15 protein-coding genes are annotated in these 25,383 nt (G+C 62.1%); 8 read left to right on the forward strand and 7 right to left on the reverse strand.

Annotated features, from left to right (window positions below):
* The first annotated feature begins 24 nt into the window (after window positions 1–24).
* Entirely contained in the window at window positions 25–900 is an 876-nt protein-coding gene (locus ASD07_RS12370; protein WP_055930123.1) for an ABC transporter ATP-binding protein, read from the forward strand.
* Window positions 897–2,450 carry a hypothetical protein gene (locus ASD07_RS12375; RefSeq protein WP_055930125.1) on the forward strand — a complete coding sequence of 518 codons (1,554 nt, stop codon included), beginning with the start codon at window positions 897–899 and terminating at the stop codon, window positions 2,448–2,450. The genes ASD07_RS12370 and ASD07_RS12375 overlap by 4 nt, the downstream gene beginning before the upstream one ends.
* Here the strand turns inward: ASD07_RS12375 and ASD07_RS12380 are convergent.
* The 4 genes from ASD07_RS12380 to phaP all read right to left on the reverse strand — a co-directional run bounded on the left by ASD07_RS12380 (window position 2,447) and on the right by phaP (window position 8,722).
* A complete protein-coding gene (locus ASD07_RS12380) occupies window positions 2,447–4,321 on the reverse strand; it encodes a methyl-accepting chemotaxis protein (protein WP_082507283.1) in 1,875 nt (624 codons plus the stop codon). The genes ASD07_RS12375 and ASD07_RS12380 overlap by 4 nt on opposite strands.
* Window positions 4,322–4,398: 77 nt before the next feature.
* Window positions 4,399–6,084, reverse strand: a complete 1,686-nt coding sequence (locus ASD07_RS12385; RefSeq protein ID WP_229207151.1) for an ABC transporter transmembrane domain-containing protein — start codon at window positions 6,082–6,084, stop codon at window positions 4,399–4,401.
* A gap of 88 nt (window positions 6,085–6,172) precedes the next feature.
* Complete coding sequence (locus ASD07_RS12390; RefSeq protein ID WP_055930130.1) at window positions 6,173–7,924, reverse strand: ABC transporter ATP-binding protein; 1,752 nt, start codon at window positions 7,922–7,924, stop codon at window positions 6,173–6,175.
* A gap of 159 nt (window positions 7,925–8,083) precedes the next feature.
* Complete coding sequence (gene phaP / locus ASD07_RS12395; RefSeq protein ID WP_055930133.1) at window positions 8,084–8,722, reverse strand: TIGR01841 family phasin; 639 nt, start codon at window positions 8,720–8,722, stop codon at window positions 8,084–8,086.
* 175 nt (window positions 8,723–8,897) lie between these two features.
* Between phaP and ASD07_RS12400 the strand changes: the two genes are divergently transcribed.
* The 4 genes from ASD07_RS12400 (at window position 8,898) to ASD07_RS12415 (ending at window position 12,999) form a co-directional block, all read left to right on the forward strand.
* Window positions 8,898–10,199: an amidohydrolase family protein gene (locus tag ASD07_RS12400; RefSeq protein WP_055930136.1), complete on the forward strand. Its 1,302-nt coding sequence runs from the start codon at window positions 8,898–8,900 to the stop codon at window positions 10,197–10,199.
* Window positions 10,200–10,233: 34 nt separating this feature from the next.
* Complete coding sequence (locus ASD07_RS12405; protein ID WP_055931804.1) at window positions 10,234–10,752, forward strand: GNAT family N-acetyltransferase; 519 nt, start codon at window positions 10,234–10,236, stop codon at window positions 10,750–10,752.
* Window positions 10,752–11,258, forward strand: a complete 507-nt coding sequence (locus tag ASD07_RS12410; RefSeq protein WP_055930140.1) for a GNAT family N-acetyltransferase — start codon at window positions 10,752–10,754, stop codon at window positions 11,256–11,258. Before ASD07_RS12405 ends, ASD07_RS12410 begins: the two co-directional genes overlap by 1 nt.
* A gap of 106 nt (window positions 11,259–11,364) precedes the next feature.
* Window positions 11,365–12,999 (forward strand): methyl-accepting chemotaxis protein, encoded by a 1,635-nt coding sequence (locus ASD07_RS12415; RefSeq protein ID WP_055930143.1) that lies wholly within the window; start codon window positions 11,365–11,367, stop codon window positions 12,997–12,999.
* On the opposite strand, the gene ASD07_RS12420 is transcribed toward ASD07_RS12415, so the two are convergent.
* On the reverse strand, window positions 12,996–16,208 hold the full coding sequence (locus tag ASD07_RS12420; protein WP_055930146.1) for an alpha/beta hydrolase-fold protein: 3,213 nt from the start codon (window positions 16,206–16,208) through the stop codon (window positions 12,996–12,998). The genes ASD07_RS12415 and ASD07_RS12420 overlap by 4 nt on opposite strands.
* Complete coding sequence (locus ASD07_RS12425; protein WP_055930148.1) at window positions 16,208–18,031, reverse strand: glycoside hydrolase family 13 protein; 1,824 nt, start codon at window positions 18,029–18,031, stop codon at window positions 16,208–16,210. Before ASD07_RS12425 ends, ASD07_RS12420 begins: the two co-directional genes overlap by 1 nt.
* 455 nt (window positions 18,032–18,486) lie before the next feature.
* Between ASD07_RS12425 and ASD07_RS12430 the strand changes: the two genes are divergently transcribed.
* Window positions 18,487–21,075, forward strand: a complete 2,589-nt coding sequence (locus tag ASD07_RS12430) for a TonB-dependent receptor (protein WP_229207128.1) — start codon at window positions 18,487–18,489, stop codon at window positions 21,073–21,075.
* A 48-nt stretch (window positions 21,076–21,123) separates the two neighbouring features.
* On the opposite strand, the gene ASD07_RS12435 is transcribed toward ASD07_RS12430, so the two are convergent.
* The gene (locus ASD07_RS12435; RefSeq protein ID WP_229207129.1) at window positions 21,124–22,941 is read right to left on the reverse strand and encodes a M2 family metallopeptidase; all 1,818 of its coding nucleotides are present in this window, start codon (window positions 22,939–22,941) and stop codon (window positions 21,124–21,126) included.
* Between the two features lie 92 nt (window positions 22,942–23,033).
* Between ASD07_RS12435 and ASD07_RS12440 the strand changes: the two genes are divergently transcribed.
* Window positions 23,034–25,367, forward strand: coding sequence for a TIM-barrel domain-containing protein (locus ASD07_RS12440; RefSeq protein WP_229207130.1), 2,334 nt, complete (start codon window positions 23,034–23,036; stop codon window positions 25,365–25,367).
* Window positions 25,368–25,383 lie beyond the last annotated feature (16 nt).

Consider the following 25,383-nt stretch of genomic DNA (forward strand, 5'->3'; position numbering starts at 1 on the left):
TAACACTCTTGAGGCGAAAACAAAATGCTCGAACTGCGCAATGTCAGCAAAGCTTTCCGCGACCTGAAAGCGGTAGACGACGTTTCCCTGAAACTTGGTAGCGGCGTTGTTGGACTTGTCGGTCACAATGGCGCCGGCAAGACGACCTTGATGCAGCTGGTCGCTACGCTGTCGCGGCCGACTGCCGGCAGCATCCTGTTCGACGGCAAAGATATTGTGCGGAATCCTGATGCCATGCGGCGCCGCCTTGGTTTCCTGCCGCAGGAGTTTGGCGTGTATCCGAACCTGACGGCGCTGGAGTGCATGCAGTATTTCGCGGCGTTGAAGGGCGTGCGCGATCCGGCCCGCATCCGTCACCTGCTGGAACTGGTGAACCTGTCGGAACACGCGCGGCGCCCGGCAGCTTCGTTCTCCGGCGGCATGCGGCGCCGGCTGGGAATCGCGCAGGCGCTGCTGAACGATCCCGATATCCTGATCGTGGATGAGCCGACTGCTGGCCTGGACCCGGAGGAGCGCTTGCGCTTCCGCCGCCTGTTGTCCGAGCTGGGCTTCGGCAAGCTGGTGATCGTCTCGACCCATATCGTGCCGGACGTGGAGAGCATCGCCGGCCAGTTGGCCATCATGCGCAGGGGCCGCTTGCTGGCGCTGGAAACCCCGGACGCCATACTGCAGCGGGCGCGCGGCCAGGTGTGGCAGGCCAGCGTCGATGCGGCCGACTACGATGCGTTGCGCAGCCGCTTTCATGTACTGCAGGCGCAGCGCCAGGGCGCGCAGGTGCAGTTGCGCGTGGCGCATCCGGGACAGCCTGTGGCTGGTGCGCAGGCGGTCGAGCCTAGCCTGGAAGAGGCGCTGATGGCGCAGCGCTACGCGTTGACGGAACCAACGGCGGAGGCCGCATGATTGCCCAGGCCTTGCGCGTCATCGCGCTCAACGAAGTGCGCTTGCGGCTGCGCCGCTTGTCCACGCTGGCGGCGCTGCTGGCGGCGATGGCCTTGTGCTGGCTTGCGATTGCCGATCCGGCCGACGGCGTCACGATGATGGTGATTGATGGCAGGCGCGTGCTGTACACCAGCCAGGCGCTGGCCTTTGGCAGCGCGCATATCGCCGGCATGCTGCTGGGGCTGGCGGGCTTCTACCTGGTGCGCGGCCGCGTGGCCGACGACCTGCAAAGCGGCATGGGAGCGGTGATCGCCGCCACTGGCGCCAGCAACGCCTTGCTGGCCGTCGGACGCTGGCTGGGCGGGATGGCGTACCTGATGCTGTTCGTGCTCGCGTACCTCGGTTCCACGCTGGCGCTGCACGCTTTGCGCGGCGAGGGGCCGATCCAGTTGCTGGTCTACCTGCAGACCTATGTGCTGATGCTGCTGCCGATTATCAGCTACGCGGCTGCGTGCGCGGTCCTGTTCGACAATGTCGGAGCGCTGGTTGGCAAGCGCGGCGACGTGCTGTTCTTCTTCCTCTGGTGCCTGCAGTTCGGCGCCCTCATTGGCGTGACCGAGAGTCCGGGAGCGTTATGGCCGATGTTCATCGATTTTTCCGGATTGTCGGTGGCAGTGACGACCCTGCGCGAGCACTTCGAGACCACTAACTTTGTCTTGGGACGCACTGCTTTCGATCCGGCTGGAGCGGTGCTGGTCATCCCGGATTCCTTGTGGACGCTGAAAGCGTGGGGGTTCAGGGTGGCTACCTTGCTGTTGTCGCTGCTGCTGTTAACTCCGGCAACGCTGTTCTTCCACCGTTATTCACCGGACCGCGTGCGGCCACGTTCGACGCGCGGCAACCGGCTGCTGGCGCTGGTCGACCGTGCGCTGCGTCCGGTGGCGTGGGCGGTGCGGCCATTGCCTGGCCTGGCAATGCGCGTGCCGGGCTTTGCGGGCGAGGTGCTGGCGGAGGTGGCGCTGGTGCTGTCAATGTCGCCTTCGGCGGCGCTGGCGCTGGCCGCGGGTACGGTCGCCGCATCGGTGGTGGCGCCCGGGGCGCTGACTGGCGTCATGATGGGCGGGGTTGCTTGCTGGGGCGTGATTGTATGCGGCATCGTGCCGCGCGATTGGCAGAACGGGGCCGATGCCATGACCGGCGCGCTGCCGGGCGGTGTCGTGCGGCGCTTCCTGCGGCAGTGGGCGGCCAGCCTGGTGCTCGCCCTCCCGCTGGCCATTATTGCCTTGCGCTGGTCGCTGGATGCGCCGGTACGGGCGTCAGCGGCGATTGCCGGGGTGCTGGCACTGGCCTCGGCAGCCAGCCTGCTGGGCGGCCTGACGCGGGGGGCGCGGCTGTTCCTCGCGCTGTTCCTGTTCACCTGGTATATCGCGCTCAACTCTCCCAAGGAAGCGGCGCTGGACCTGGTTGGCTTTAATGGCTCGGCCAGCGCGGGCACTGCGGTTGCATGGGCGCTGGCAGGCTGCCTGGCGTGGGCGGCGGCTTTCGCCCACAGCCGCTGGCGCCAGGCTTAGAACTCCTCCCAGTCGTCGCCTGCAGGGGCGGGGGTACGGGTCGCGGCTTGCGTGTCCGGCTTCGGGCGCACCGCAGCGCGGGGCTTGCTGCCGGCAGGGGTTGCGCGGGGGCGCGGCGCCGGCAGGCGCGTTGCCGTCGCGGCTGCGGCGGCAGGTTCGGCGCGCGCAGCGGCGGCCGTCCTGGCGATTGCGGTGGCGCTGCTGCCGCCCTTCAGGCGGAAGATGCTGACTGCCTGCGCCAGTGACTGGGCCTGTTCCTGCAAGCTTTCTGCCGCAGCTGCCGCCTGTTCGACCAGCGCGGCATTCTGCTGCGTCATGGTATCCATCTGCCCGATCGCCTGGTTCACCTCACCGATGCCGCTGCCTTGTTGCTGGCTGGCGCTGGTGATTTCCCCCATGATGCCGGCCACCTTGTGAACCGAAGCGACGATGCGCTGCATGGTATCGCCAGCCGCATCGACCAGCCGCCCGCCTTCTTCGACACGCGAAACCGAGGCGCCGATCAACTCCTTGATTTCCTTGGCCGCCGCCGCGCTGCGCTGCGCCAGGTTGCGCACTTCCGACGCAACGACGGCAAAGCCGCGTCCTTGTTCGCCGGCGCGCGCCGCCTCCACCGCCGCATTGAGCGCCAGGATATTGGTCTGGAACGCAATGCCATCGATCACGCCGATGATGTCGCTGATGCGCGCTGAACTATCCTTGATCGCGCCCATGGTGACGACCACCTGCGACACCACCTCGCCGCCTTGTTCCGCCACATGGGCAGCATCGGCCGCCAGCTGGTTGGCCTGCTGCGCATTGCTGGCGTTCTGCTGTACGGTATCGGTCAGGTTCTCCATCGCGCTAGCCGTTTCCTCCAGCGAGGAGGCCTGGGTTTCGGTGCGGGCGGACAGGTCGGCATTGCCGGTGGCGATCTCGCTGGTGGCCACCGTCATCTGGTCGGTGCTGCTGCGGATATTGCCGATCATCTCGGCAAGTCCCTTGTTGATGTGCTCCATCGCCTGCAGCAACTGTCCGATCTCATCACTGCGGCTGGAGGCGATATCGCGGCTCAGGTCACCGCCCGCGATGCATTCGGCGGTATCGATCGCCTGCTGCAGGCCGGAGCGGATATAGCGGTAGGCGAACAGCAGGCAAGCAACTGCGGCGATCACCGACATGGCTTGCAACGCTTGCGCCAGCAACTGCGCCTTGTCGAACGCAGCGCTGGCAGCCGCCACCTCGGCGCTGGTGCGCTCGTCGAGCAGCGCCAGGAATTCGTTCACCGGTTGCATGATCTTGGCTTTGTTCTGGTGGTAGGCCTTGTCGTGCATGATGCGGCGCGCCATCTCGGGGTCAGGCGGGCCGTCGCGGGTGAAGCCACCCTTGCCGTCATCGAACTTTCCTTTGACCGCGTTCATCGCGATCACTTCGGTGCGAACCAGTTCGTTTGAATTGGCCTCCGCTTCCTTCAGCTTGGCGAATTCCTGGCCCGTGAAGCCGGCGCGTTTCATCAGCTCCGACAGGGCGATGGTCTGTCCCGGGGAGGGCGGCACGGGCGAACCGGCAGCGACGAAGTCCCAGTAGATGCGCTCATAGTTTTCAGGGCGCGGCTTCTGGCCGTTGCGGATGGCCAGGATGTCCATGTATTGCTGCTCGTAGGCGGCTTCGCCCGACACCACGTAGGTGCGCGCGAGGCGCGTAAGGTCGTCCGAGCTTTGCCGCAGCTCGTCGGCCAGCAGGTAGGATTGGTAGCGCGAATCGGCGGCCTGCTTGGCTTCGGCCTCCTTGCTGGAGACCCGCAGCAGTGCCAGCATTGTCAGCGTTGCCAGCACGACCGTGATGGCGAAAAACGCAATGAAGATACGTTTGATGGATAGGTTCTTTTGCATGGCGCTGCCCCCCTCTGTAGGACAGCATACCTCTACTACCAATCGACTAGTAATACTTTTCGTGCGGAAACAGGAAGTCAGGCGGCAAGCTGTTGCAGGAGATACAGGCGCTGGTACAGGCCATTATCAATTTGCATCAGTTCTTCGTGTGGCCCCTGTTCCACAATGCGTCCATGGTTCAGCACGACAATGCGGTCCGCCTCGCGGATCGTGGACAGGCGGTGCGCGATGGCGATGATGGTGACCTGGCCGCGCAACTCGTTCAATGCCACCTGCACGATCTGCTCCGTATGCGAGTCGATGCGCGAAGTAGCTTCATCGAGCAGCAGGATGCGCGGCTTACCCGCCAGCGCGCGCGCAATGGCGACCAGCTGCTTCTGGCCGGAAGACAGGCGCGAGCCGCCTTCGCCCAGCACGGTATCGTAGCCATCTTCCGTCGCCATGATGAAGTCGTGGCAATGCGCCGCCCGCGCCGCTGTTTCGATTTCCTGCTGCGACAGGCCGCGGCCCATGTCGATGTTCTCGCGCGCGGAAGCGGCAAGCAGGAAGGGGTCTTGCGGCACCAGGCCGACGTCGGCGCGGAACTGCTCGTTATCGATTTCATCCAGCAGCATGCCGTTCATGCGGATGCTGCCGTGCGGGGCGGGGTAGTAGCGCAGCAGCAGCGACAACAAGGTCGACTTGCCGCTTCCCGTATGGCCGACGATGCCGAAGAAGGAGCCCTGCGGGATCGCCAGCGACAACTGGTGCAGTACGCGCTGGCCTTCGATGTATTCGAAATCCAGGGCGCGGATATCGATGGCAGGGGCGCCGTCATCGTTGGCGGCATGGCGCGTGTGGGCGCTGGCGCCGCTGCGGTGCTCCGGTGCAATCTGCTCCGCAAGCAGGATCGCCACGCGCGATGTCGCCACCACCGACTGCTGCAATTGGCTGAACTGCATGGTGATCTGGATCAGCGGTTCGATCACGCGCGCGATGTAGTTGATGAATGCATACAGCACGCCGACTTCCGCCGCGCTCATGTCGCGCTGCCCGAACATATAGATCACCGACGCCAGCAACAGGACATTCAGCATGTCCAGGGCGGGACGCAGCAGCCAGGCGTTGGCGCGAATTTCGGCCAGGCGCTGGGTGTAGTGCTCCGCGTTGGTGCCGGCGAAGCGCTCACCGAAGCGCAGCTCCGCGTTGTTCGCCTGCAGCACTGTCATGCCGCCGATGGATTCGGCGATCTGCGCGTTGATGTCGCTGCGCAGCTGGCGGGCGCGCGTCACGGCCGGTGCGCTCAGGCGCTGGTAGGCCCAGACGATCACCAGCACGAAAGGCAGCAGCGCGACCACGATGGTCATCAGGCGCCAATCCAGCCAAGCCATCGCGGCGACGGTGCCGAGCAGGACGATGGTGCTGTCCAGGATCACGAACAGGACCTGGATGTACAGGCCCTTCACGGCTTCGGTGTCGTTGGTAACGCGCGAAACCAGTTGGCCTGTGATGGCGCGGTCGAAGAACGCCATGGGCAAGCGCAGCACGTGGCTGTAGACCCGTTCGCGCAGGCGCTGCACTGAACGCATGGCCACGCCGGACAGCCGCACCAACTGGCGGTAACGCACCCAGGTGGCGATCCAGCCGGTCAGCAGCACGCCGCCCAGGAGCAGGGCCATGCGGGCCCAATCCAGGTGCTTGGGAAGGAGGTGCTCGTCGATCAGGCGCTTGCCCAGCAGGGGGCCGAGCACCTCCATGCCGGCGGCGAAGACCAGCCATAGCATGGCCCAGCCCAGGTGGTGCAGGTCCGCAGCGGAGGCTTCCTTCAGCAGGCCGACAGCCTGGCGCGTCTGTTCGGGAGCGCTTTGTTTATCAGGCTGCGTCAAGGCTGGCCTCCAGTTGTTGGTAGCGCCACTGGCTGGCATACCAGCCGTTCAGCGCAAGCAGTTCCTCGTGCGAGCCCGACTCTGTGATGCGGCCGCGCTGCAGCACCACGATCTGGTCCGCATCCACTACGGCGCTCAGGCGATGGCTGGCGATAATGGCGCTGCGGGTGGCGTGGGCGCGGCGCAGTTCTTCCAGGTGTTGCAGGATGGCGGTTTCGGTGCCGGTGTCGACCGCCGACAGGGCGTCGTCCAGCAGCAGCAAGTCGTTGTCCGACAGCAGGGCGCGCGCGATTGCGACGCGCTGGCGCTGGCCGCCGGACAGGGTAATGCCTTTCTCGCCCACTTCGGTTTCATACTTGTGCGGGAACAGCAGGATGTCGTCGTGGATGGCCGCCAGGTCGGCCGCACGCTCGACTTCCGCGCGGGTGGCGCCGGGCTTGGCCAGTGCGATATTGTCCGCAATCGAAGCCGAGAACAGGAAGGACTCCTGCGGCACCCAGCTGATTGCCGCGCGCAGTGCCTGCAGCGTGTACCGGTCCAGCGCGTGGCCACTCCAGGTGGCGCTACCCTGGGTAGGCGTCACCTGGCGCAGCAGGACGCGCAGCAGCGTCGATTTGCCGGAGCCGGTCGGCCCGACAAGGCCCAGGGTCTGGCCTGGCTTCAGCGTCAGCGAAATGTCCGACAGAGCCGGTTCGTGCTGGCCGGGATAGGCGAAGCCCACGCCGTGCAATTCCAGGTTGCCGGGAGCGACGCGGGGCAAGCTGCCGTGGTCCTCAATGGTCAGCGGAGCATCCAGCATCGGCTGCAGGCGCGCATAGGCGGCGCGGCCGCGTTCGATCAGCGACAGCACCCAGCCCGCGGCAAACATCGGCCAGATCAATTGGCCAAGGTACATGCTGAAGGAAGTCAGTTCGCCAATTGTCAGTTCGCCGCGCCACACGAGGAAACCGCCGAGGCCCAGCGACAGGCCGGTAGCTGCTGTCAGCGTAAGACCGACTGCCGGCTCATAAGCCGCCTCCCAGCGCTGCGCGGTCAGGCTGGCATCGGCAGCGGCGCCGGCCAGTTCTTCGAAACGCGTGCTGCTGCGCTGTTCCAGTCCAAGCGCACGCAAGGTGCGCACGCCGGACAGCGTCTCCTGAACGTGGTCGTTCAAAGCGCTGAACCGCTTCAGCGAATCGGCAGAAGCGGTATGGATGTGCGACGAAATGCGCCAGAAGGCCCAGGCCATCAGGGGGAAAGGGATCAGCGCAAACAAGGCCAGGCGCCAGTCGACGCCGACCAGCATCATGCCCAGCACCAGCAGCAGGGTAAGCGAACCATCGAAGCCAGCCAGCATCGCCTCGCCCGCCGCCATCTCGATGGCATCAATGTCATTAGTGGCCAAGGCCATCAAGTCGCCGGTGCGCTGCTTCTGGAAGAACTGCGGACCTTGCAGCGACAGGCGGCGATAGAAACGTGTGCGCAGCTCAACGCCCAGTTGATAAGCGGCCGAGAACAGCTTCATGCGCCACGCAACGCGCAAGCCATAGTTCGCCACACCCAGGATGAGGAGCAAGCCGATGGCCTGCCACAAAGCTTCGCGGCCAAGCTTGCCCGCCGCCAGTCCATCGACCATCAAGCCGATCTGGCGCGGGATACTGATACCGATGATGGCAACCCCGGCCAGCATGGCGCCGGCGGCTGCGTAAGGACGCCAATGGCTACGGACGAAGCCACCGATCAGGCGCGATAAACTCATATGCTCAGAAGGAAAATGCTGCCAAGAGCCTGCAAGCATACCTCAGCGCAGAATTTCTCGCCGAGCGCGCCTCTGCGATGAAAGTCGGGGTCAGGTCCGGCAATCGGACAAATCGCTATGCGATTTGTCCGATTGCCGGACCTGACCCCGACTTTTAAATTACTTGTGAGCTTTGTTGCCGTTGGCGTTGGCGTTGGCGGCTTTTGGATCGGGGAAGCTGGCGGCTGCTTTGACTGGCTTGGCGTCGGCTTTTGCTTCGGCTTTGACTTCCGGCTTGCTTTCCACTACATCGGGCTTTGCTTCGACTTTGGCTTCGGCTTTTGGTGCCGGCTTGGGCTCGGCTTTGGCGGCCTTCGGTGCAGGTGCCGGGACTGGAGCAGGGGCTGGAGCAGGGGCTGCTACCGGCGCCGGCGCTGGCGCGGCAATCGGTGCGGACAGTTTCGGCAGGTTTACGGCTTGCGTGCCGGCTTCTTTCAATTGCTCTTGCGCTGCCTGGAACAATTCCGCCTGGGTCTTGCTGGCAATGCTGAACAGTTCGCGGTTGTAGGCGAACAGGCCGTCGAAGTTGGGCACGCGGGCGCTGCTCTTGGCGAAGAATTCTTGCGGATCTTTCGCCTCCAGCAGTTCACGCGCGGCGGCGGAACTCTTTTCGACGGAGGCTTTGGTGGTGCTCAGGTTGAGAGCAATCACCTTTTGCGCGCCTTCGAAGGCAGTGGTGGCGAGGTTGTTGAGGATTTTCAGCTGCGCTTCCAGCTGCGACTTGGTGGCTGCGGAAAATTGCTCGGGAATCGAAAACATATTTTCTCCTGGATCGATGGGAAATGGTGCGCTGCAATAAACCCATTCTAGCGACGAAATATGGTAATGGAAAGACATTTTTGCCGACTATTAAAGCAAAAGTTATGCGCTGCAACATTGCGTGGCCTGCGCGGCCTGCCTACAATCGGCCATCCCCAACCTGTGGAGCTATGCGATGGATCTTGTAATCCGCAATGCCAGCTTGCCCGATGGCCGCCATGGCATCGATATCGCCATCAACAACGGCCGCATCGCCGAAGTCGCTCCTGCTTTGCAAGCCAAGGGCGCGCGTGAGATCGATGCCGAAGGCGACCTGGTCGCGCCGCCTTTCGTCGATGCGCATTTCCATATGGATGCCACGCTCAGTTACGGCCTGCCGCGTGTGAACCAGTCCGGCACGCTGCTGGAAGGTATTGCCTTGTGGGGTGAGCTAAAGCCGCAGCTGACGCAGGAGGCCCTGGTGGAACGCGCGCTGCAGTATTGCGATTGGGCCGTGGCGCGCGGCTTGCTCGCGATTCGCAGTCACGTGGATGTGTGCGACGACCGCTTGCTGGCAGTGGAGGCGCTGCTTGATGTAAAGCGCCGCGTGGCACCTTACCTTGACCTGCAGCTGGTGGCTTTCCCGCAGGATGGCGTGCTGCGCAGCCCGACTGCGCTGACCAACCTGAAACGCGCGATCGCAATGGGTGTCGACGTGGTCGGCGGCATCCCGCATTTCGAACGCACCATGGCCGATGGCGCCGAGTCGGTGCGCGTGCTGTGCGAGTTCGCGGCCGAGAAGGGCTTGCGCGTCGATATGCATTGCGATGAGTCGGACGATCCCCTGTCGCGCCATATCGAGACACTGGCTTACCATACGCAGCGCCTTGGATTGCAAGGCCGCGTGGCCGGCTCGCACCTGACATCGATGCATTCGATGGACAACTATTACGTCAGCAAGCTGCTGCCGCTGATCCGTGAAGCTGGCGTTGCCGCCATCGCCAATCCGCTGATCAACATCACTTTGCAGGGCCGGCACGATACCTATCCCAAGCGCCGCGGCATGACGCGCGTGCCGGAAATGCTGGCGCATGGCATCGACGTCGCTTTCGGCCACGATTGCGTGATGGATCCGTGGTACAGCCTGGGATCGGGCGATATGCTGGAAGTAGCCCATATGGGCTTGCATGTGGCGCAAATGACCGGGCAGGACGCCATGCGCGCCTGCTTCAAGGCTGTGACGGAAACACCGGCGAAAATCCTCGGCCTCGATGGCTACGGCTTGCAGCCCGGCTGTCACGCCGATTTGGTACTGCTGGGTGCTGGCGATCCTGTGGAGGCCATCCGGCTGCGGGCGGCACGAACGCTGGTGCTGCGGCGCGGACAGGTGGTGGCGGAATCGCCGCGTGCAGCGGCGCGCCTGGTCTTGCCGGGCCGGCCGCAGCAAGTCGATTTCCGCCTGTCCCGGCGTGCTGGACTTGCAATGAAAAATGCATGAAAATTCAGCATCATTCCTGCCGTTGGGAGCAGCTTTGAAAGACATCGTCATCCGCCCGGTTACTGAGGCCGATTTCGACTCCATGTGGACAATCTTCCAGGAGTTGATCGCCAGCGGTGACACCTATTACTTCGCGGCGGAGACCAGCCGCGAAGATTGCCATGCTTTCTGGTTCGGGCGCAGCATCAAGACCTGGGTGGCGGTGCTGAATACTGGCCGGCTGCTGGGCATGTATCGACTGCTGCCCAACCAGCTCGACCGCGGCTCGCACGTTGCCAACGCTTCCTTCATGGTCAGCCCCGCCGCGCAAGGCGTGGGCATCGGCAAGATGCTGGGACGCCATTGCCTGGAACAGGCGCGGCGCGACGGTTTCCTCGCCATGCAGTTCAATTACGTTGTAAGTACCAATGTTTCTGCCGTGCTGCTGTGGAAGCGGCTCGGTTTTTCCGTGATAGGCACGCTGCCGCGCGCCTATCGGCACAAACAGCTCGGTTTTGTTGACGTGTATGTGATGTACAAGTTCCTGGCCGACCCTAACGATTGGCCGGAGTAATGATCGATACCAAACGACTGACCCTGCGTCCCGCAACTGTTGATGATGCTTCGTTCTATCTGCGCCTGGTGAACGAGCCTTCTTTCCTCGAAAATATTGGCGACAAGGGCGTGCGCGACCTGGATGGTGCGCGCGCTGCCTTGCTGGCCGGTCCGATCGCCATGCAGGCCCAGCTGGGCTATTCGCTGTGGATGGTGGTCCGCAAGGAAGATGGCGCGACCATCGGCATGTGCGGCTTGATCAAGCGCGACACCTTGCCCGATACCGATATAGGCTATGCCTACCTGCCGGACTTCTGGGGCCAGGGGTATGCCTGGGAAGCGGCGTCGTCTGCGATGGCTTATGGCCGAGATATCGTTGGTTTGCCGCGCTTGCTTGGCATCGTTTCGCCCGGTAATACCGCTTCGTCAGGTCTGCTGAAAAAACTCGGCATGCATTTCGTTGAGCGCTTGGATACGGGGAAAACGGATCTTTACCGCATGGAGTTTCCCCCGCGCCACAACTAGGTTGTAGCGAAAACAGGTTTCTTGGCTTTTAGTACTTTAGGGCGCATGATGAAGATTGCAGTCCTGAAGGCATAACGCTGCCATTTTTACCTGGGGGAAACACATCATGAACTTCGGCAATCTGAAGATCGGAGTGCGCTTAGGCTTGTTGGGCGCTTTCTTCATGCTGGCTCTATTGACGGTCGGTTACCAGGGCTGGAGCGCAATCAGTTTTATCAAATCCAGCAATGCGCAAAGCATGCAGCGCTCGGTCGATTTGACACAGGCTGTCGATACTGCGCGCGGCGCGCAGGTTGAGTTCAAGATCCAGGTGCAGGAGTGGAAAAACATCCTGGTGCGCGGCCATGATCCAGCGCAGCTGGAAAAATATTCCGCGGCTTTCGTCAAAAGCGCCCAGGCCACCAATGCCGAGCTGCAGAAGCTGTCGGGTATGCTGAACAAGCTGAACCTGCAGACTACGCTGGATGATGAAGCGATCAAGATGCACGAAGAGCTGGGCAAGAACTATATGGCAGCGCTCAAGCAGTTTGATTCGGCCAATCCGGAAAGCTACAAGATTCTCGATAAGGCCGTTGCCGGCATGGACCGCCCGCCGACCAAGAAGATCGACGAAATCGTTGAGTTCATCGATTCCCAGTCCAAGAAAAATGCAGCCGAAGCGGTGGCGACCGCGGAAGCGGCCAACCGCTCCGCCACCATCACGCTGCTGGTGGTGCTGGTGGTGACGACTTTGATCGGTGCGGCGATCGTGTGGTGGATCGTAAAAGGCATTACGCGGCCACTGGACCAGGCGATTGACATCGCGAAGAATGTGGCGGCGGGCGACCTGAGCGTCGACGTGGATGTGCGAACCAAGGATGAAGTGGGCGAACTGCTGGCGGCGCTCAAGCAAATGAGCGGCAACCTGTCCGACATCGTGAGCCGCGTACGCACTGGCACCCAGACCATTGCCAGTGCGTCGAGCGAGGTAGCGACCGGCAGCATGGACTTGTCGACCCGCACCGAGCAGCAAGCCAGCTCGCTGGAGGAGACTGCCTCGTCGATGACTGAACTGACCAGCACTGTGCGGCAGAACAACGAGAATGCGACCCAGGCGCGCAAGCTGGCCGACGAAGCGTCCAATGTCGCCGTGCGCGGCGGCGCCACTGTGTCGGAAGTGGTGCAGACCATGGGTGCGATCAACGAGTCGTCCCGCAAGATTGTCGATATCATCGGCGTGATCGATGGCATTGCGTTCCAGACCAATATCCTGGCACTGAATGCGGCGGTGGAAGCGGCGCGTGCCGGGGAACAGGGACGAGGCTTTGCGGTGGTGGCGGGAGAGGTGCGCAACCTGGCGCATCGCTCGGCTGCGGCGGCAAAGGAAATTAAGGAACTGATCGGCAATTCCGTCGAGCGGGTGGAAGAGGGCAGCCGCCTGGTGGGCGAAGCCGGTGTGACCATGGAAGAAGTGGTCAACAGCGTGCGCCGTGTCACATCGATCATCGGCGAGATTGCGATTGCTACCGGCGAGCAGCGTGACGGCATCGAGCAGATCAGCGATGCGATTACCCAGATGGACACCGTGACGCAGCAGAATGCGGCGCTGGTGGAAGAGGCGGCGGCCGCCGCCGAGGCCTTGCAGCAGCAGGCGGCAAGCCTGGAGGAAGCAGTGTCGGTGTTTAAAGTGCGCGAGTCGGCTGGCGGCGGCCCGCACATGAAACTGTCGGCAAGCCGCAGCTTGCGGGCCTTGCCGGCTTAAGGCGCTTTCCGTTGCGCGGCGGGGCCTGGTTTGCCGAAGAACCAGGCCAGCGCTACGTGCACGCGGCCAGCCCACGATTGCTCGTTATGGCGCCCGCCTTGGTCGACGAGGAATAGCAGGTCGCGGCCCTCCCGGTAGCCTTTCTTCACCAGGGCCTGACGGAACGCTTCGCTGTCCTCCTGGCCGTCATATACCGTTCCCACATCGATATAGAACCTGACCGGCATTCGTTTCGGTGGATGCTTCACTTCTTCCTGGTTGTTCCACCAGAAGGAGCTGGAGACGCCGCCGGCCATCGAGAATGTTTGCGGGTAGCGCTGGGCAATGCCGATCGACGCCAGGCCGCCCAGCGATGAGCCCATCACCGCCGTATGCAGGCGGCCTGGCTTGGTGCGGTATTGTTTGTCCACCCATGGCTTGACCGTCTTTGCGACGAAGTCGGCGTAGGCGTTCAGCTTTCCTCCACCGTGCTTGGGATCGCAGCAGGGGGTGTATTCGGCGATGCGATCGGTGGTGTTGTCGATCCCGACGACAATCACTTCTTCCATTTCACCCTGGCGTACCAGGCGGTCTGCCACTTCGTCGATATTCCATTCGGTGCCGTAACTGGCAGTACTGGCGTCGAACAGGTTCTGGCCGTCGTGCATATAGAGCACGGGATAGCGGCGCTTGTTGTCGCTGCCGTAGCTTGGCGGCAGGTAGATGCGCAGCGTGCGTTCATTGCCGAGTTGGGGCGATTTGAATTTTTCGACCAGCTGCAAGGTGCCATGCCGGGGCGGGCGGCTTGGCGCAGGCGCCGGCAGGATGCGCGCTGCCTGCACGTCGGCGTGGTTGCGGGCGCCGCTGCTGCCGCCTGCATCCGCATAGCTCGCATTGGCTTGCAGGCTGCTCATATTGTAGAAAGGCTGCAGCTCGAGCCGGTAGCTGCCTTGCTTGAGCGCGGGGGGCAGGGGTGTCGACCACGCAGGACCATTGGCGGCGGCGTTGTGCGGCATCTGGATGATGCCCTCCGCTGCTACCGCACCGTGCTTGTCGCGTAATTGCAGGCGCTGTACCGCGTTGGTGATGCCGAGGTTGACCTGGTGGGCGTGGTTGTCGTAACGGAGCTGGATGTTGTATCGGCCGTCTTTTGTGACGGTCACGCTGTCGGCCGCGCCGATGACATCGATGCCTTCGCCGGCAGGGCTGCCTGTTGCGGCGAGGCAGAGCGGGCGGGAGTGATGGCTGCGCAAACTGCTGGCCGGGGAGATCGCCTCTACGGCGTAGCACGATGCCGTCGCATCCGCTCCTCCTGCTCCTGCCCCGCCAGCACTTGGCCAATTGCCGGCGGCGACGTTGGCGGCAGCGAGCTGTCCGTCGCGGTACACATTGAAGCGGGTGCCTTCCTGCGTTCCTGCGCCCGGCGCGATGCGAAGAACGGCGGCTCCGGCCGATGGCGCGCGCTGGATGACTGGTTCCGGTGGCGCGGTGGATGCAGCTTCGTTGCCCGCAACGGTGATCTGCTTCCGGCCAGGCACCAGCGTTCCCATTTCCACTTCAATCAGGTTGTCGTCCGCCAGCTCGCTCCACGCAACCGGGCTGCGCGCATCCTTGCCATTTACTTTGCCGCCAACCGGCATGTAATAACCATCAAGGGCAACCGCCGGCGGCATCTTGATCTTGATGTGCAGGCGTTTGCCGTGCAAGACCAGGCCGGAAAGCTCGATCACATCGCTGCCCGCAAACCACTCGCGCCGCAGCCGGGAAGTAATGAACGGATTGACGTGTAGCCGCTCGGTATCAACACCGATGCCAAATACCTGCTGCACTACCATCCCCAGGAAGCCGCCGACTGACCAAAGCTGGCGGCGCGAATTGATGGCCGGTGCGGCAGGATCGCCGACTTGCCACTCCATATTCTCCATATTCGACAGGTTGAGGGCAGCCCCCTGCAGCAAGCTGGCATAGGCGGCATCGGCCACCGCCACGTTGCCGTACTGCGCCGCGGCCCGCAGGCCGTAGGCCGTAACGAATGGCCACAAGGCGCGGTTGTGATACACGGGCACGCCCGGCTGCTGCGGCCAGATCACCGGGGCGCCCAACGGTCCATGCGGATAGTGGGCCAGGATCGATTGCGCCTGCTCGGCGTCGGCCACGCCGGTGATGATGGCGAGCGACTGGCCGAGCCAGTCAAACTTGTGCATGGCGGCGCCGTCGAAGTGGCCCGCGGCCAGGCTGCTGTACATGCCGGCATCCTTGAGCCACAGGCGGTCATTGATCGCGACTTTCAGGGCGGTCGCCCAGCGCATGTAACGCTGCGCATCCTCGCTGTCGCCCGCCTGCTGCGCGAGTTCGGCCGTCAGCGTCAGCGCTTTGTAGTGGGCGACGTTGGTGGACAACGATTTGGACGTTGCCATGCTGGACAGATCGCTGGGAATCCAGGCCGCGTAAGATTGTTCGCGCCAGTCGAGGAATGATTGCTCGCCGTTGTACAAGCCGGTGGTGGGATCGTAAGCGGCGAGGCGGTCGTTTTCGACAGTGTTGCGCAGTGCTTGCAGGGCAGTTGCGGCGAACTGCGTGCGTTCTTCCGCAGGCAGCGACTTGAGTGCCTGTTCTGCGCCGAAGGCCCAGCTTACGCGATCGGTGCTGACTGGCCAGCTGCCTCCGCTGCCGGTGTCCTGCACGATTTGCAGGCCATCTTCACTGCCTGCTGCAAGTGGCGGCTTGCCGCCGCGGTAGCCGGATAACTTGAACAGCAGCGAGTTGCGCGTGCGTTGCGGATCGAGCATCGCCAGACCCAGGTTGGCGGCATAGGAAAGGTCGCGTGTCCACACGTAGTGCCATTTTTCGCCGGTTTCGAAGCACTCGCATGCAATTGGCTGGCCGCCCTTGTAGCTGCCGTCACGGATGGCCTGCACCGAATCCTGCTTCATTTCCGTCATCGCCAGTGCGAACAGGGCGTCGAAGGCCAGGCTGCCGCTGCGGACTTTGGGCAGGCCGGCTTGTTCGTTGAAGGTGATCGACTGCGGCGCGTTGTCGCGCAAGGGCATGGTGGTAGCCTGCGTATAGCTGCGCAGCGTCGCTTGCGCATCCGGGGTCGCAAAGCTTGCCTTGTGGGGGCCGAAGGGGAGCTCCACGCTGGTATTCGCCAGCGCCGGGCCGCTCGCCAGCGCGCCGGCGCCGGCGAATGCGGCCGCGATGGCTGCCGAGAGCAGCGCGCGGCGCGCCATTACTGGAGCTCCAACACGAGCACCGAACGGGCAGGGAGCGTGAACCTACCCGAGAGCGGAATGCTGCGGCCCGAAATCACGTCCGTGCCGCTGCGCACGCCGGCCAGCATTTCACGGAAGCGGTCGGCGTCGAGCGTGATGTCCTTGGCGTTCTTGTTCAGCGCAACCATGACCTTCTGTTTGCCGTCATAACGGAAGTACACATAAGTATCCTGTTCAGGCCCGAACTGCATCATCTTCCCGTGCTGGACCGCACTGGAAGTTTTGCGCCAGTTGGCCAGTTTCTTCACGAAGGCCTGCATCTCGCGCTGCTCGGCGCCCAGGCCTTCGCCGGTGAAGGCATTTACTTTATCACCTGCCCAGCCGCCCGGCATGTCGTGACGGTAGGATGGATCGTCGCGGCCTTTCACGGTGCTCGGCATCAGGATCTCGGTACCGTAATAGAACTGCGGAATGCGCGGCACGGTCAAGGTGAAGGCCAGCGCCATCCGAAGCAGGGCCGGGTCGCTGTTCACCATGCTGAAGCTGCGCGACAGATCGTGATTCCCTTCGAACAGCACCAGATTGGATGGGTTGGGGTAGAGATAATCCTGCGCCAGCGTTTCATAGACATCGTACAGGCGGTAGGTGCCGTCGGTATCGCCCAGCGCCTTGCGCAGCACGTCGTTGAGAGGGAAGTCCATCATGCTTGGCGCGTTTAGCGCCTGCCAGCGCGCCACGATAGGAATCCGCGTGCTCCACTCCTCGCCCACCATATTTAGCTTGGGGTATTCCGCCAGCAACCGTTTCGACCATTCGGTCAGGAAGGCGGTATCGGAATAGCCGTAGGTATCCACGCGCAGGCCCGAAAGGCCGGCATACTCGATCCACCAGATATTGTTCTGGATAAGATAGTTCGCGACATAGGGGTTGGTCTGGTTCATATCCGGCATGTGCTGCCCGAACCAGCCCTGGGTGAAGTTGCGCGCATCTTCCCTGCTGCCGTACGGATCGATGTTGGCGACGCGGTGGTGGGCGGTCGGCGTGAACTTGCCGTCGTAGCTAAGCCAGTCCTGCATTGGCATGTCCTTCATCCACCAGTGGCGGCTGCCAATGTGGCTCAACACCACGTCCTGGATCACGCCGATGCCGCGCGAACGCGCTTGCGCCACAAAAGTGCGGAAATCTTCGTTGCTGCCATAGCGCGCGTCGATCTTGTAATGGTCGGTTGCCGCGTAGCCGTGGTAGGAGTGGATATCCTGGTTGTTTTCCACCAGCGGCGTTGGCCAGACCTGCGTGAAACCCATGTCCTTTATATAGTCGAGGTGCGCCGTCATGCCGGCAAGGTCGCCTCCGTGGCGGCCGTTGCCCTCGGAGCGGTTGGCCTTGTCCGGCATGCCGGGCACGTTGTCGTTGGCCGGGCTGCCGTTGGCGAAGCGGTCCGGCATGACCTGGTAAATCGCATCGGAAGTATCAAAGCCCTGGCGTTGCGCAGAACCAGGCGCGCGTGCCAGCAACTGGTAGCTATAAGAAAGGCCTTGCTTGCCGGGCGCGGTGAAACGGATGTCGAAGCGGCCGGGCGCCACGTCCGGTGCCAGCACCAGGTCGATGAACAGGTAATTGCGGTTGGCGACCCGACTCACGCTGGCTATCCGCACGCCCGGATAGTCGATGGACGGTTCCAGGTCAGCCACCTTGGACGCATTCACCATCAGTTGCAACTTGGGGCTCTGCATCCCAGCCCACCAGAAAGGCGGTTCCAAATGCTGGACTGTCGGCGGGGCGGCGTATGCGCCTTGCAGCAGGCTCAGGCCAAGCAGGGCGGTGACAGCGGTCTTCTTCATCAGTTCTCCGGTGGAAGGTCTTATGGGCCCGACAATACACCTAAATTGCTTGTAGTTCTACTACACCTCCTTTCGCCTGAATTTGTAGCCGAAATACAACGTGGCGGTCGGAAATCCCAGGGCGAGGCCGTAGGGAAGGGCAGAAATACATAGTAATGATGATGGTCATTCATTGACACCAAATCTAGTTTTAGTACAGAATCCGCCTCAGAGCGTCCGTAAGAGCGTTCGCTTTCCAAGGATTCCCGTGTAGTTGAAATAAACCGGTCTGTGTAGGTTGCGGGAAAGAATGTTTAATAAGTGAGGGGACTTTGATGACTATCTTCGCCAACAAGCGAGGCAATACCGCTTTCCGACTGAGTCCGGTTGCGGCTGGGTGTGCTGTATTTGTATCCGCCTTCGCGGGCTCTGCGTACGCGCAGACTACGACCACCGGCCAGGCAGCTGACGCGCCGATGCAAACTGTGACCGTGTCCGGCATCCGCCGCGGTATTGAAGACGCGATCTCCGTCAAGAAAAACGCCACTTCCATCGTCGAGGCTATCTCCGCGGAAGACATCGGCAAGCTGCCGGATACCTCGATCGCCGAGTCCATCGCCCGCTTGCCAGGCCTGGCCGCACAACGCGTTGCCGGCCGTGCGCAAAACATTTCGGTGCGCGGCCTGTCGCCGGACTTCGCCACCACCCTGCTGAACGGCCGCGAGCAAGTCTCCACCGGCGACAACCGCAGCGTGGAATTCGACCAGTACCCGTCCGAACTGATCGGCGCGGTCACCATTTACAAGACCCCTGACGCCGGCATGGTCGGCCAGGGCCTGTCCGGTACCCTGGACCTGCAGACCGTGCGGCCGCTGGCTTTCGGTGGCCGTACCGTGTCGCTGAACGCCCGCATGGAAAAGAACTCGCTGGGCAGCATCGCTGACACCGATTCGCGCGGCGGCCGTTTCAGCGCGACCTACATCGACCAGTTTGCCAACCGCACCATCGGCGTGGCGATCGGCTTTGCCCACCTGGATTCCCCGGTACTGGCCCGCGAAACCGGCCTGTATGAGCCATGGAAGAATGAGTCCCGCCCAGGCGTGCCTGCCGGTACCATGGTCACCGACGGCATCAAGTCCCTGGCACGCAGCGGCTACAACAAGCGCGACGGCCTGATGGGCGTGCTGCAATACCGCCCAAGCAAGAACTTCACCTCGATGGTCGACGTCTACGCATCCCGCTTCAAGCATGAAGACACCGCGAACCAGTTCGAAGTGCACGTCGGCGGCTACAACGGCAACAACACGCCTGGCCTGAACTTCGAGAATGTCACCACCAACAACGGTTCGTTCGCCACCGGCACCGCAACCGGCGTGTATCCGCTGGTGCGCGGCATGTACGACAAGCGCAAGGATGATATCCGCGCTATCGGCTGGAACAACGAATGGAAGCTGGATGGCTGGTCCCTGGTGGCTGACCTGAGCCACTCACAGGCCAAACGCGACGAAGTGAACCTGGAAAACAACCTGCAGATCAGCGACGCAGCCGGCAATCCATACCTGGACTCCGTTGCGCTGGCCTTGGGCACCGGCGGCTTCCCGACCATGAACCCGGGGCGCGACTACAGTAACCCAGCCAGCCTGTTCGTACGTAACACCATCTACGGTTCCGGCTACGGCAAGACTCCGCGAGTGGAAGACAAGCTGAATGGATTCAAGCTGGCTGCCAATATCCAATCGTCCGGCGCACTGGAGAAGTGGTTCTCAAGCTTCGATATCGGCGTTCACTACTCCGACCGCAGCAAGGACAAGCAACAGCCTGAAGGCGACATCAAACTGGCCGGCGCTGCTTCGACCATTTCTCCGGACCTGTTGTATGCACCGGTCGACCTGGGCTTTGCGGGCGTAGGCACTATTCCTTCGTGGAACGTGCCGGGCGTCGTTGCCAAGTACATGACTTTCGCTCCGACTTCTGACAAGAGCTACCTGATCGCCAAGGCCTGGACCGTTAATGAGAAGATCACGACGACCTTCGCCAAGGCCAATATCGAACACGAACTGGGTGATGTCAGCCTGCGCGGCAATTTCGGCGTGCAAGTACAGCGCACCGACCAGTCTTCGGACGCCAAATACTGGGACGGCACTGCCGCAGCCGGCCAGGAAGTCAAGCCAGTCCATGACGGCAAGACCTACACCGACGTGCTGCCAAGCATGAACCTGGCGTTCCAGCTGCCAAACGACCACACCGTGCGCATGGCACTGGCCAAGCAGATTGCCCGTCCTCGTGTTGACCAGTTGAGCTCCGCACTGGACTTTAGCGTCGGCACCAACGACTTTAAGCCAAGTGGCAAAGGCGGCAACGCGCAGCTGGACCCGTGGCGCGCCAAGGCATTCGACCTGTCGTATGAAAAATACTTCGGCAAGAAAGCTTACGCTGCACTGGCCTTCTACTACAAGAAGCTGGATACCTACATCTTCACCGAGACCCGCACCCGCGACTTCTCCGCGCAGATCCCTGGCACCAATGCGATTACCCCGTTTGGCAATTACACCGCTCCTTACAACGGCAAGGGCGGCAACATGAAAGGCCTGGAGCTCACCGCATCCCTGCCGTTGAACATGCTGACCCCGGTACTGGACGGCTTCGGCGTGAGCGGCAGCTATTCGTACAACGACAGCGCCATCACCATCAAGGAACCGAGCGCCAACCTGGGCCAGACCATCATGCTGCCAGGCCTGTCGAAGCACACCAGCAACCTGACCATGTACTACGAAAAAGCCGGCTTCGAAACCCGCCTGAGCCAGCGCAAGCGTTCGGACTTCGTGGGTGAGATCGGCAACTTCGCCGGCGAGCGTTCGCTGCGTTACGTGGTAGGCGAGAACATCCTGGACTTCCAGGTTGGCTACAGCTTCAACGAAGGCATGCTCAAGGGCGTAGGCCTGGTACTGCAGGTGAACAACCTGCGTGACGCGGCTTACGAGACCTACAACGGCAACCGCAACCAGCAACTGGAATACCAGAAGTATGGCCGCACCTTCCTGCTGGGCGCGAACTACAAGTTCTAAGCGTTCAGGTGAAAAAAAATCGGGGGCCGCGGCCCCCGATTTTTGTATTTACTTGGCCTTCGCGGCCAGTTGCTTGTTTTGTTCGTCCAGCCAGACTTTCAGCGGGGCGAAGTAGTCGAGCAGGGCCTGGCCGTCGATGCGGTCCTCGCCGGTGGCGGCTTTCAGCGCTTCCGGCCATGGCTTGGATGTACCCATTTCCAGCATGGTCCACAGCTTCTTGCCGGCTTTTTCGCTGCCGTAGATCGAGCACTGGTGCAGCGGACCGGTGTAACCTGCTTCCTTGCACAGGGCACGATGGAACTGGAATTGCAGCAGGTGGGCCAGGAAGTAGCGGGCGTAAGGCACGTCGGCTGCAACGTGGTACTTGGCGCCGGCGTCGAAGCCGTCAGCCAGCATCGGCAGCGGGCGCTTCACGCCCATGTACTGCTCGCGCAGCTGCCACCAGCTCTTGTCGTAGTCGGCTGGCTTGGTTTTGCCGCTGTAGACGTCCCAGCGCCATTTGTCGACCGAGTAGCCGAACGGCAGGAAGGCAACCTTGGCCAGGGCGCGCTTCAACAGCACGCCGATGTCGGCGTTCGGGTCCGGGTTCTCGTTCATCAGGCCGACCTTCTTCAGGTAGCTCGGGGTGATGGACAGCGCAATGGTGTCGCCGATCGCTTCGTGGAAGCCGTCGTTGGCGCCGGTGCGGAACAGGTTGGATTGGTTCTTGTAAGCCAGGTCGTAATAGATATGTCCCAGCTCATGGTGGATGACGGCGAATTCTTCTTCGGTCGGGCGGATGCACATCTTGATGCGCACGTCGTCCTTGCCGTCCAGCTGCCAAGCGGAGGCGTGGCAAACGACGTCGCGGTCGCGCGGTTTTTCCAGCAGCGAGCGCTGGTAGAAGGATTCCGGCAGCTTAGGCATGCCCAGCGAGGTGTAGAAACGCTCGCCGTATTGCACCATTTCCTTGGCGCTGGTCTTTTTCTCTTCCAGCACATTGGTCAGGTCGAACTTGGAAGCGCCAGTGGCCGGCATCAGCAGCGGGTAGATGTTCTCCCAGCTCTGGCTCCACATATTGCCGAACAGGTGGGCCGGGATCGGGCCGGTCATCGGAACCTGGTCCGGGCCGTAGGTCTCGCGCAGCTTGTAGCGGGCGTAGGTATGCAGCGAATCGTACAGCGGCTTCACTTGCTGCCAGATGCGTTCCATCTCGGCCGAGAATTCTTCCGGCTTCATGTCGTAGCCGGAACGCCACAGGGCGCCGGTGTCGGCATAGCCCATTTCGCGCGCGCCCTTGTTGGACAGCTCCACGTAGTCGGTGTAAAGCTTCTTGTAAGACGGCGACTGCATGTGCCAGCCGTTCCAGGCGTCCAGCAGGACTTTAGGATCGCGGCTGGTGGCCAGGGTCTTTTCCAGTTCGCCCAGCGCTTTGCAATTGTCCGGGGTCGGGCAGTACTTGGCCTTGCCGTAGGCGCCATTCAGCTTGGCGTTGGCGTCGGCGTATGCCTGGCGCTCTTTCGGATCCGGCAGCATCAGCGTCAGTTGCAGCAGCTTGATCTTGCGCGCTTCGTCGTCGGCCAGCTTCACGCCGTTAAAGCGACGGGATTCCAGCGCGGCCTGGCCGGACGCGTCCAGTTGCTGTTCGCCAAAGTAGGCGGTCAGCGCTTCGGTGTCGTCGGTAATGAAGTTCTGCGCAACCCAGGCTGCCTTGTTGGCGTCGTTGCCCAGTTTGTCGAATTTTTCCTCAGTCTGCGCGATGAATTTCTTCGCTTCGACAGGGGTGCCTTTACCTTTTTTCGGGGCTGGTGCGGCGTGGGCGACACCCGCTGCCAGTGCCAGGCCCAGGGCCAGGACCATCGGTTTTTTAATAATCGTTTTATTCAATTCGCTCTCCTCTCAGATAAAACTGCCCGCTAATATATCACCCTATGAAACTAATTAAATTTGCAATATTGGCCCTGATTAGCCAAGCCGCCATGGCGCAGAACGCTGATCGCCATTTCTTATCTGCCGCGAAAAACGGTAGCGCCCTGGAAATCGGCACAAATGACGGCACCTACATCATCAAGCCATACTCCGCTGCGGTAGTGGAAACCACCTTCATTCCGAAAGGTGAAGTGGCTGATGCAGTGTCGCATGCGGTGGTGCTGCCGCCGGCTATCGTGCCCAGCACACTGCGTGAAGAGGGTGGGACGCTGGAATTTGCCACGGCTGGCATTACCGTACGCGTCGAGAAGCAGCCTTTCCGTATCAGCTACTTATACAAAGGCCAGCCCCTGGTCGCGGAAAAGCGCGGCTATCGCAGGGACGGCAGCATGGAAGCGATCGAGTTCGCGCTGGATGGCGATGAGGCGCTGTACGGCGCCGGCGCCCGCGCAACCGGCATGAACCGCCGCGGCAACCGCTTCCAGCTGTACAACCGCGCTCATTACGGCTACGAGGCACGCTCGCAGCTCCTGAATTTCACCATCCCGATGGCGCTGTCGTCGAAGAAATACGCCATCCACTTCGACAACCCGCAGACCGGCTACCTCGATTTCGACAGCAAGAAGGATGGCACGCTGTCGTATGAAATGGTTGGCGGCCGCAAGACTTACCAGGTGATCGCCGGCGAACAGTGGGAAGACGTTGTCGCCAACTACACCAGCCTGACCGGCCGCCAGCCGCTGCCGCCGCGCTGGGCCTTTGGTAATTTCGCGAGCCGCTTCGGCTACCATACGGAGGCGGAAACCCGCGCCGTAGTCGACAGGTTCATCGCCGACAAGATCCCGGTCGACGCCGTGGTGCTGGACCTGTACTGGTTCGGCAAGACCGTCAAAGGCACGATGGGCAACCTGGCCTGGGACAAGGAAAGCTTCCCCAACCCGAAAGGCATGATGGCCGACCTGGCTGCGAAGGGCGTGAAGACCGTGGTCATCACCGAGCCGTTCGTGCTGACCACCTCCAGCCGCTGGCAGGAAGCAGTCGATAAGAAAGTGCTGGCGACCGATACCGCCGGCGCGCCATTCAAATATGACTTCTACTTCGGTAACACCGGCCTGGTCGACCTGTACCGCCCGGAGGGACGCGACTGGTTCTGGAATATCTACAAGGAGCTGAAGGAGGGCGGTGTGGCCGGCTGGTGGGGCGACCTCGGCGAACCGGAAGTGCATCCATCTGCACTGCGCCATGGCAGCAATGGCCAGCTCGGCGCCGACCAGGTCCACAATATCTACGGCCACGATTGGGCGCGCCTGATCGCGGAAGGCTACAAGAAGGACTTCCCGAACGAGCGGCCATTTATCCTGATGCGCGCCGGTTACTCCGGGTCGCAGCGCTTCGGCATGATTCCGTGGTCCGGCGACGTGCAGCGTAGCTGGGGCGGCCTGCAGTCGCAGATGGAAATTGCGCTGCAGATGGGCATGCAAGGCCTGGCCTATATGCACTCCGACCTTGGCGGCTTCGCTTCGCCGATGCTGGATGACGAACTGTACGTGCGTTGGCTGCAGTATGGCGTATTCCAGCCGGTATTCCGCCCGCATGCGCAAGAAGAGGTGCCGGCCGAACCGGTATTCCGCGCCGAACGCACCAAGTCCCTGGCACGCGAAGCCATCCGCCTGCGCTACGCCATGCTGCCATATAACTACAGCGCGGCCTTCGACAATAGCCAGACCGGCTTGCCTCTGATGCGCCCAATCATGTTCGAGGGTGGCGACAACGGCGTGGCATCGACCTACCTGTGGGGCAAGGACTTCCTGGTGGCGCCGGTCACCGAACCGGGGGCGCAGCGCAAGGAAGTGAACTTCCCTGCGTCGGCCAAGGTGTGGTTCGATTTTTACAGTGGCGCCGCGCACAAAGGCGGCATCAATGAAGTAGTGCCGGTCGCCGCCGAGCATATTCCTGTCTTTGTTCGCGCCGGTGCTTTCGTGCCGCTCGCGAAAGTCGTGCAAACCACGCGCGATTACAGCACCAGGCAGGTCGAGCTGAATTACTACTACGACGCCAGCGCTGGCGCGACCAGCGGCAAGCTGTATGACGACGACGGCGCCACTGCCAATGCTTACGAGCAGGGTAAATACGAGATCGCCCATTTTGCGGGCGTTGCATCGGCAACCGGTGTCGAAATCGGAATCGAAACCGAAGTAGGTAAGGCCTGGCAGCCAGTGGCACGCACATATGCGCTCAAAGTGCACAATGTGGCTAGCCGCCCGCGCAGCGTGAAGCTGGATGGCAAGGCTGTCGCGTCACGCTGGGATGCCCGCAACCGTACCCTGCAGCTGACTTTGCCTGCACGTAGTGTAATGAAGGCAAAGTTGGCTGTAATTTTGTAGCATGACTACAAATATG

It is taken from the genome of Duganella sp. Root336D2, from assembly GCF_001425005.1.
Classification (GTDB): domain Bacteria; phylum Pseudomonadota; class Gammaproteobacteria; order Burkholderiales; family Burkholderiaceae_D; genus Rugamonas.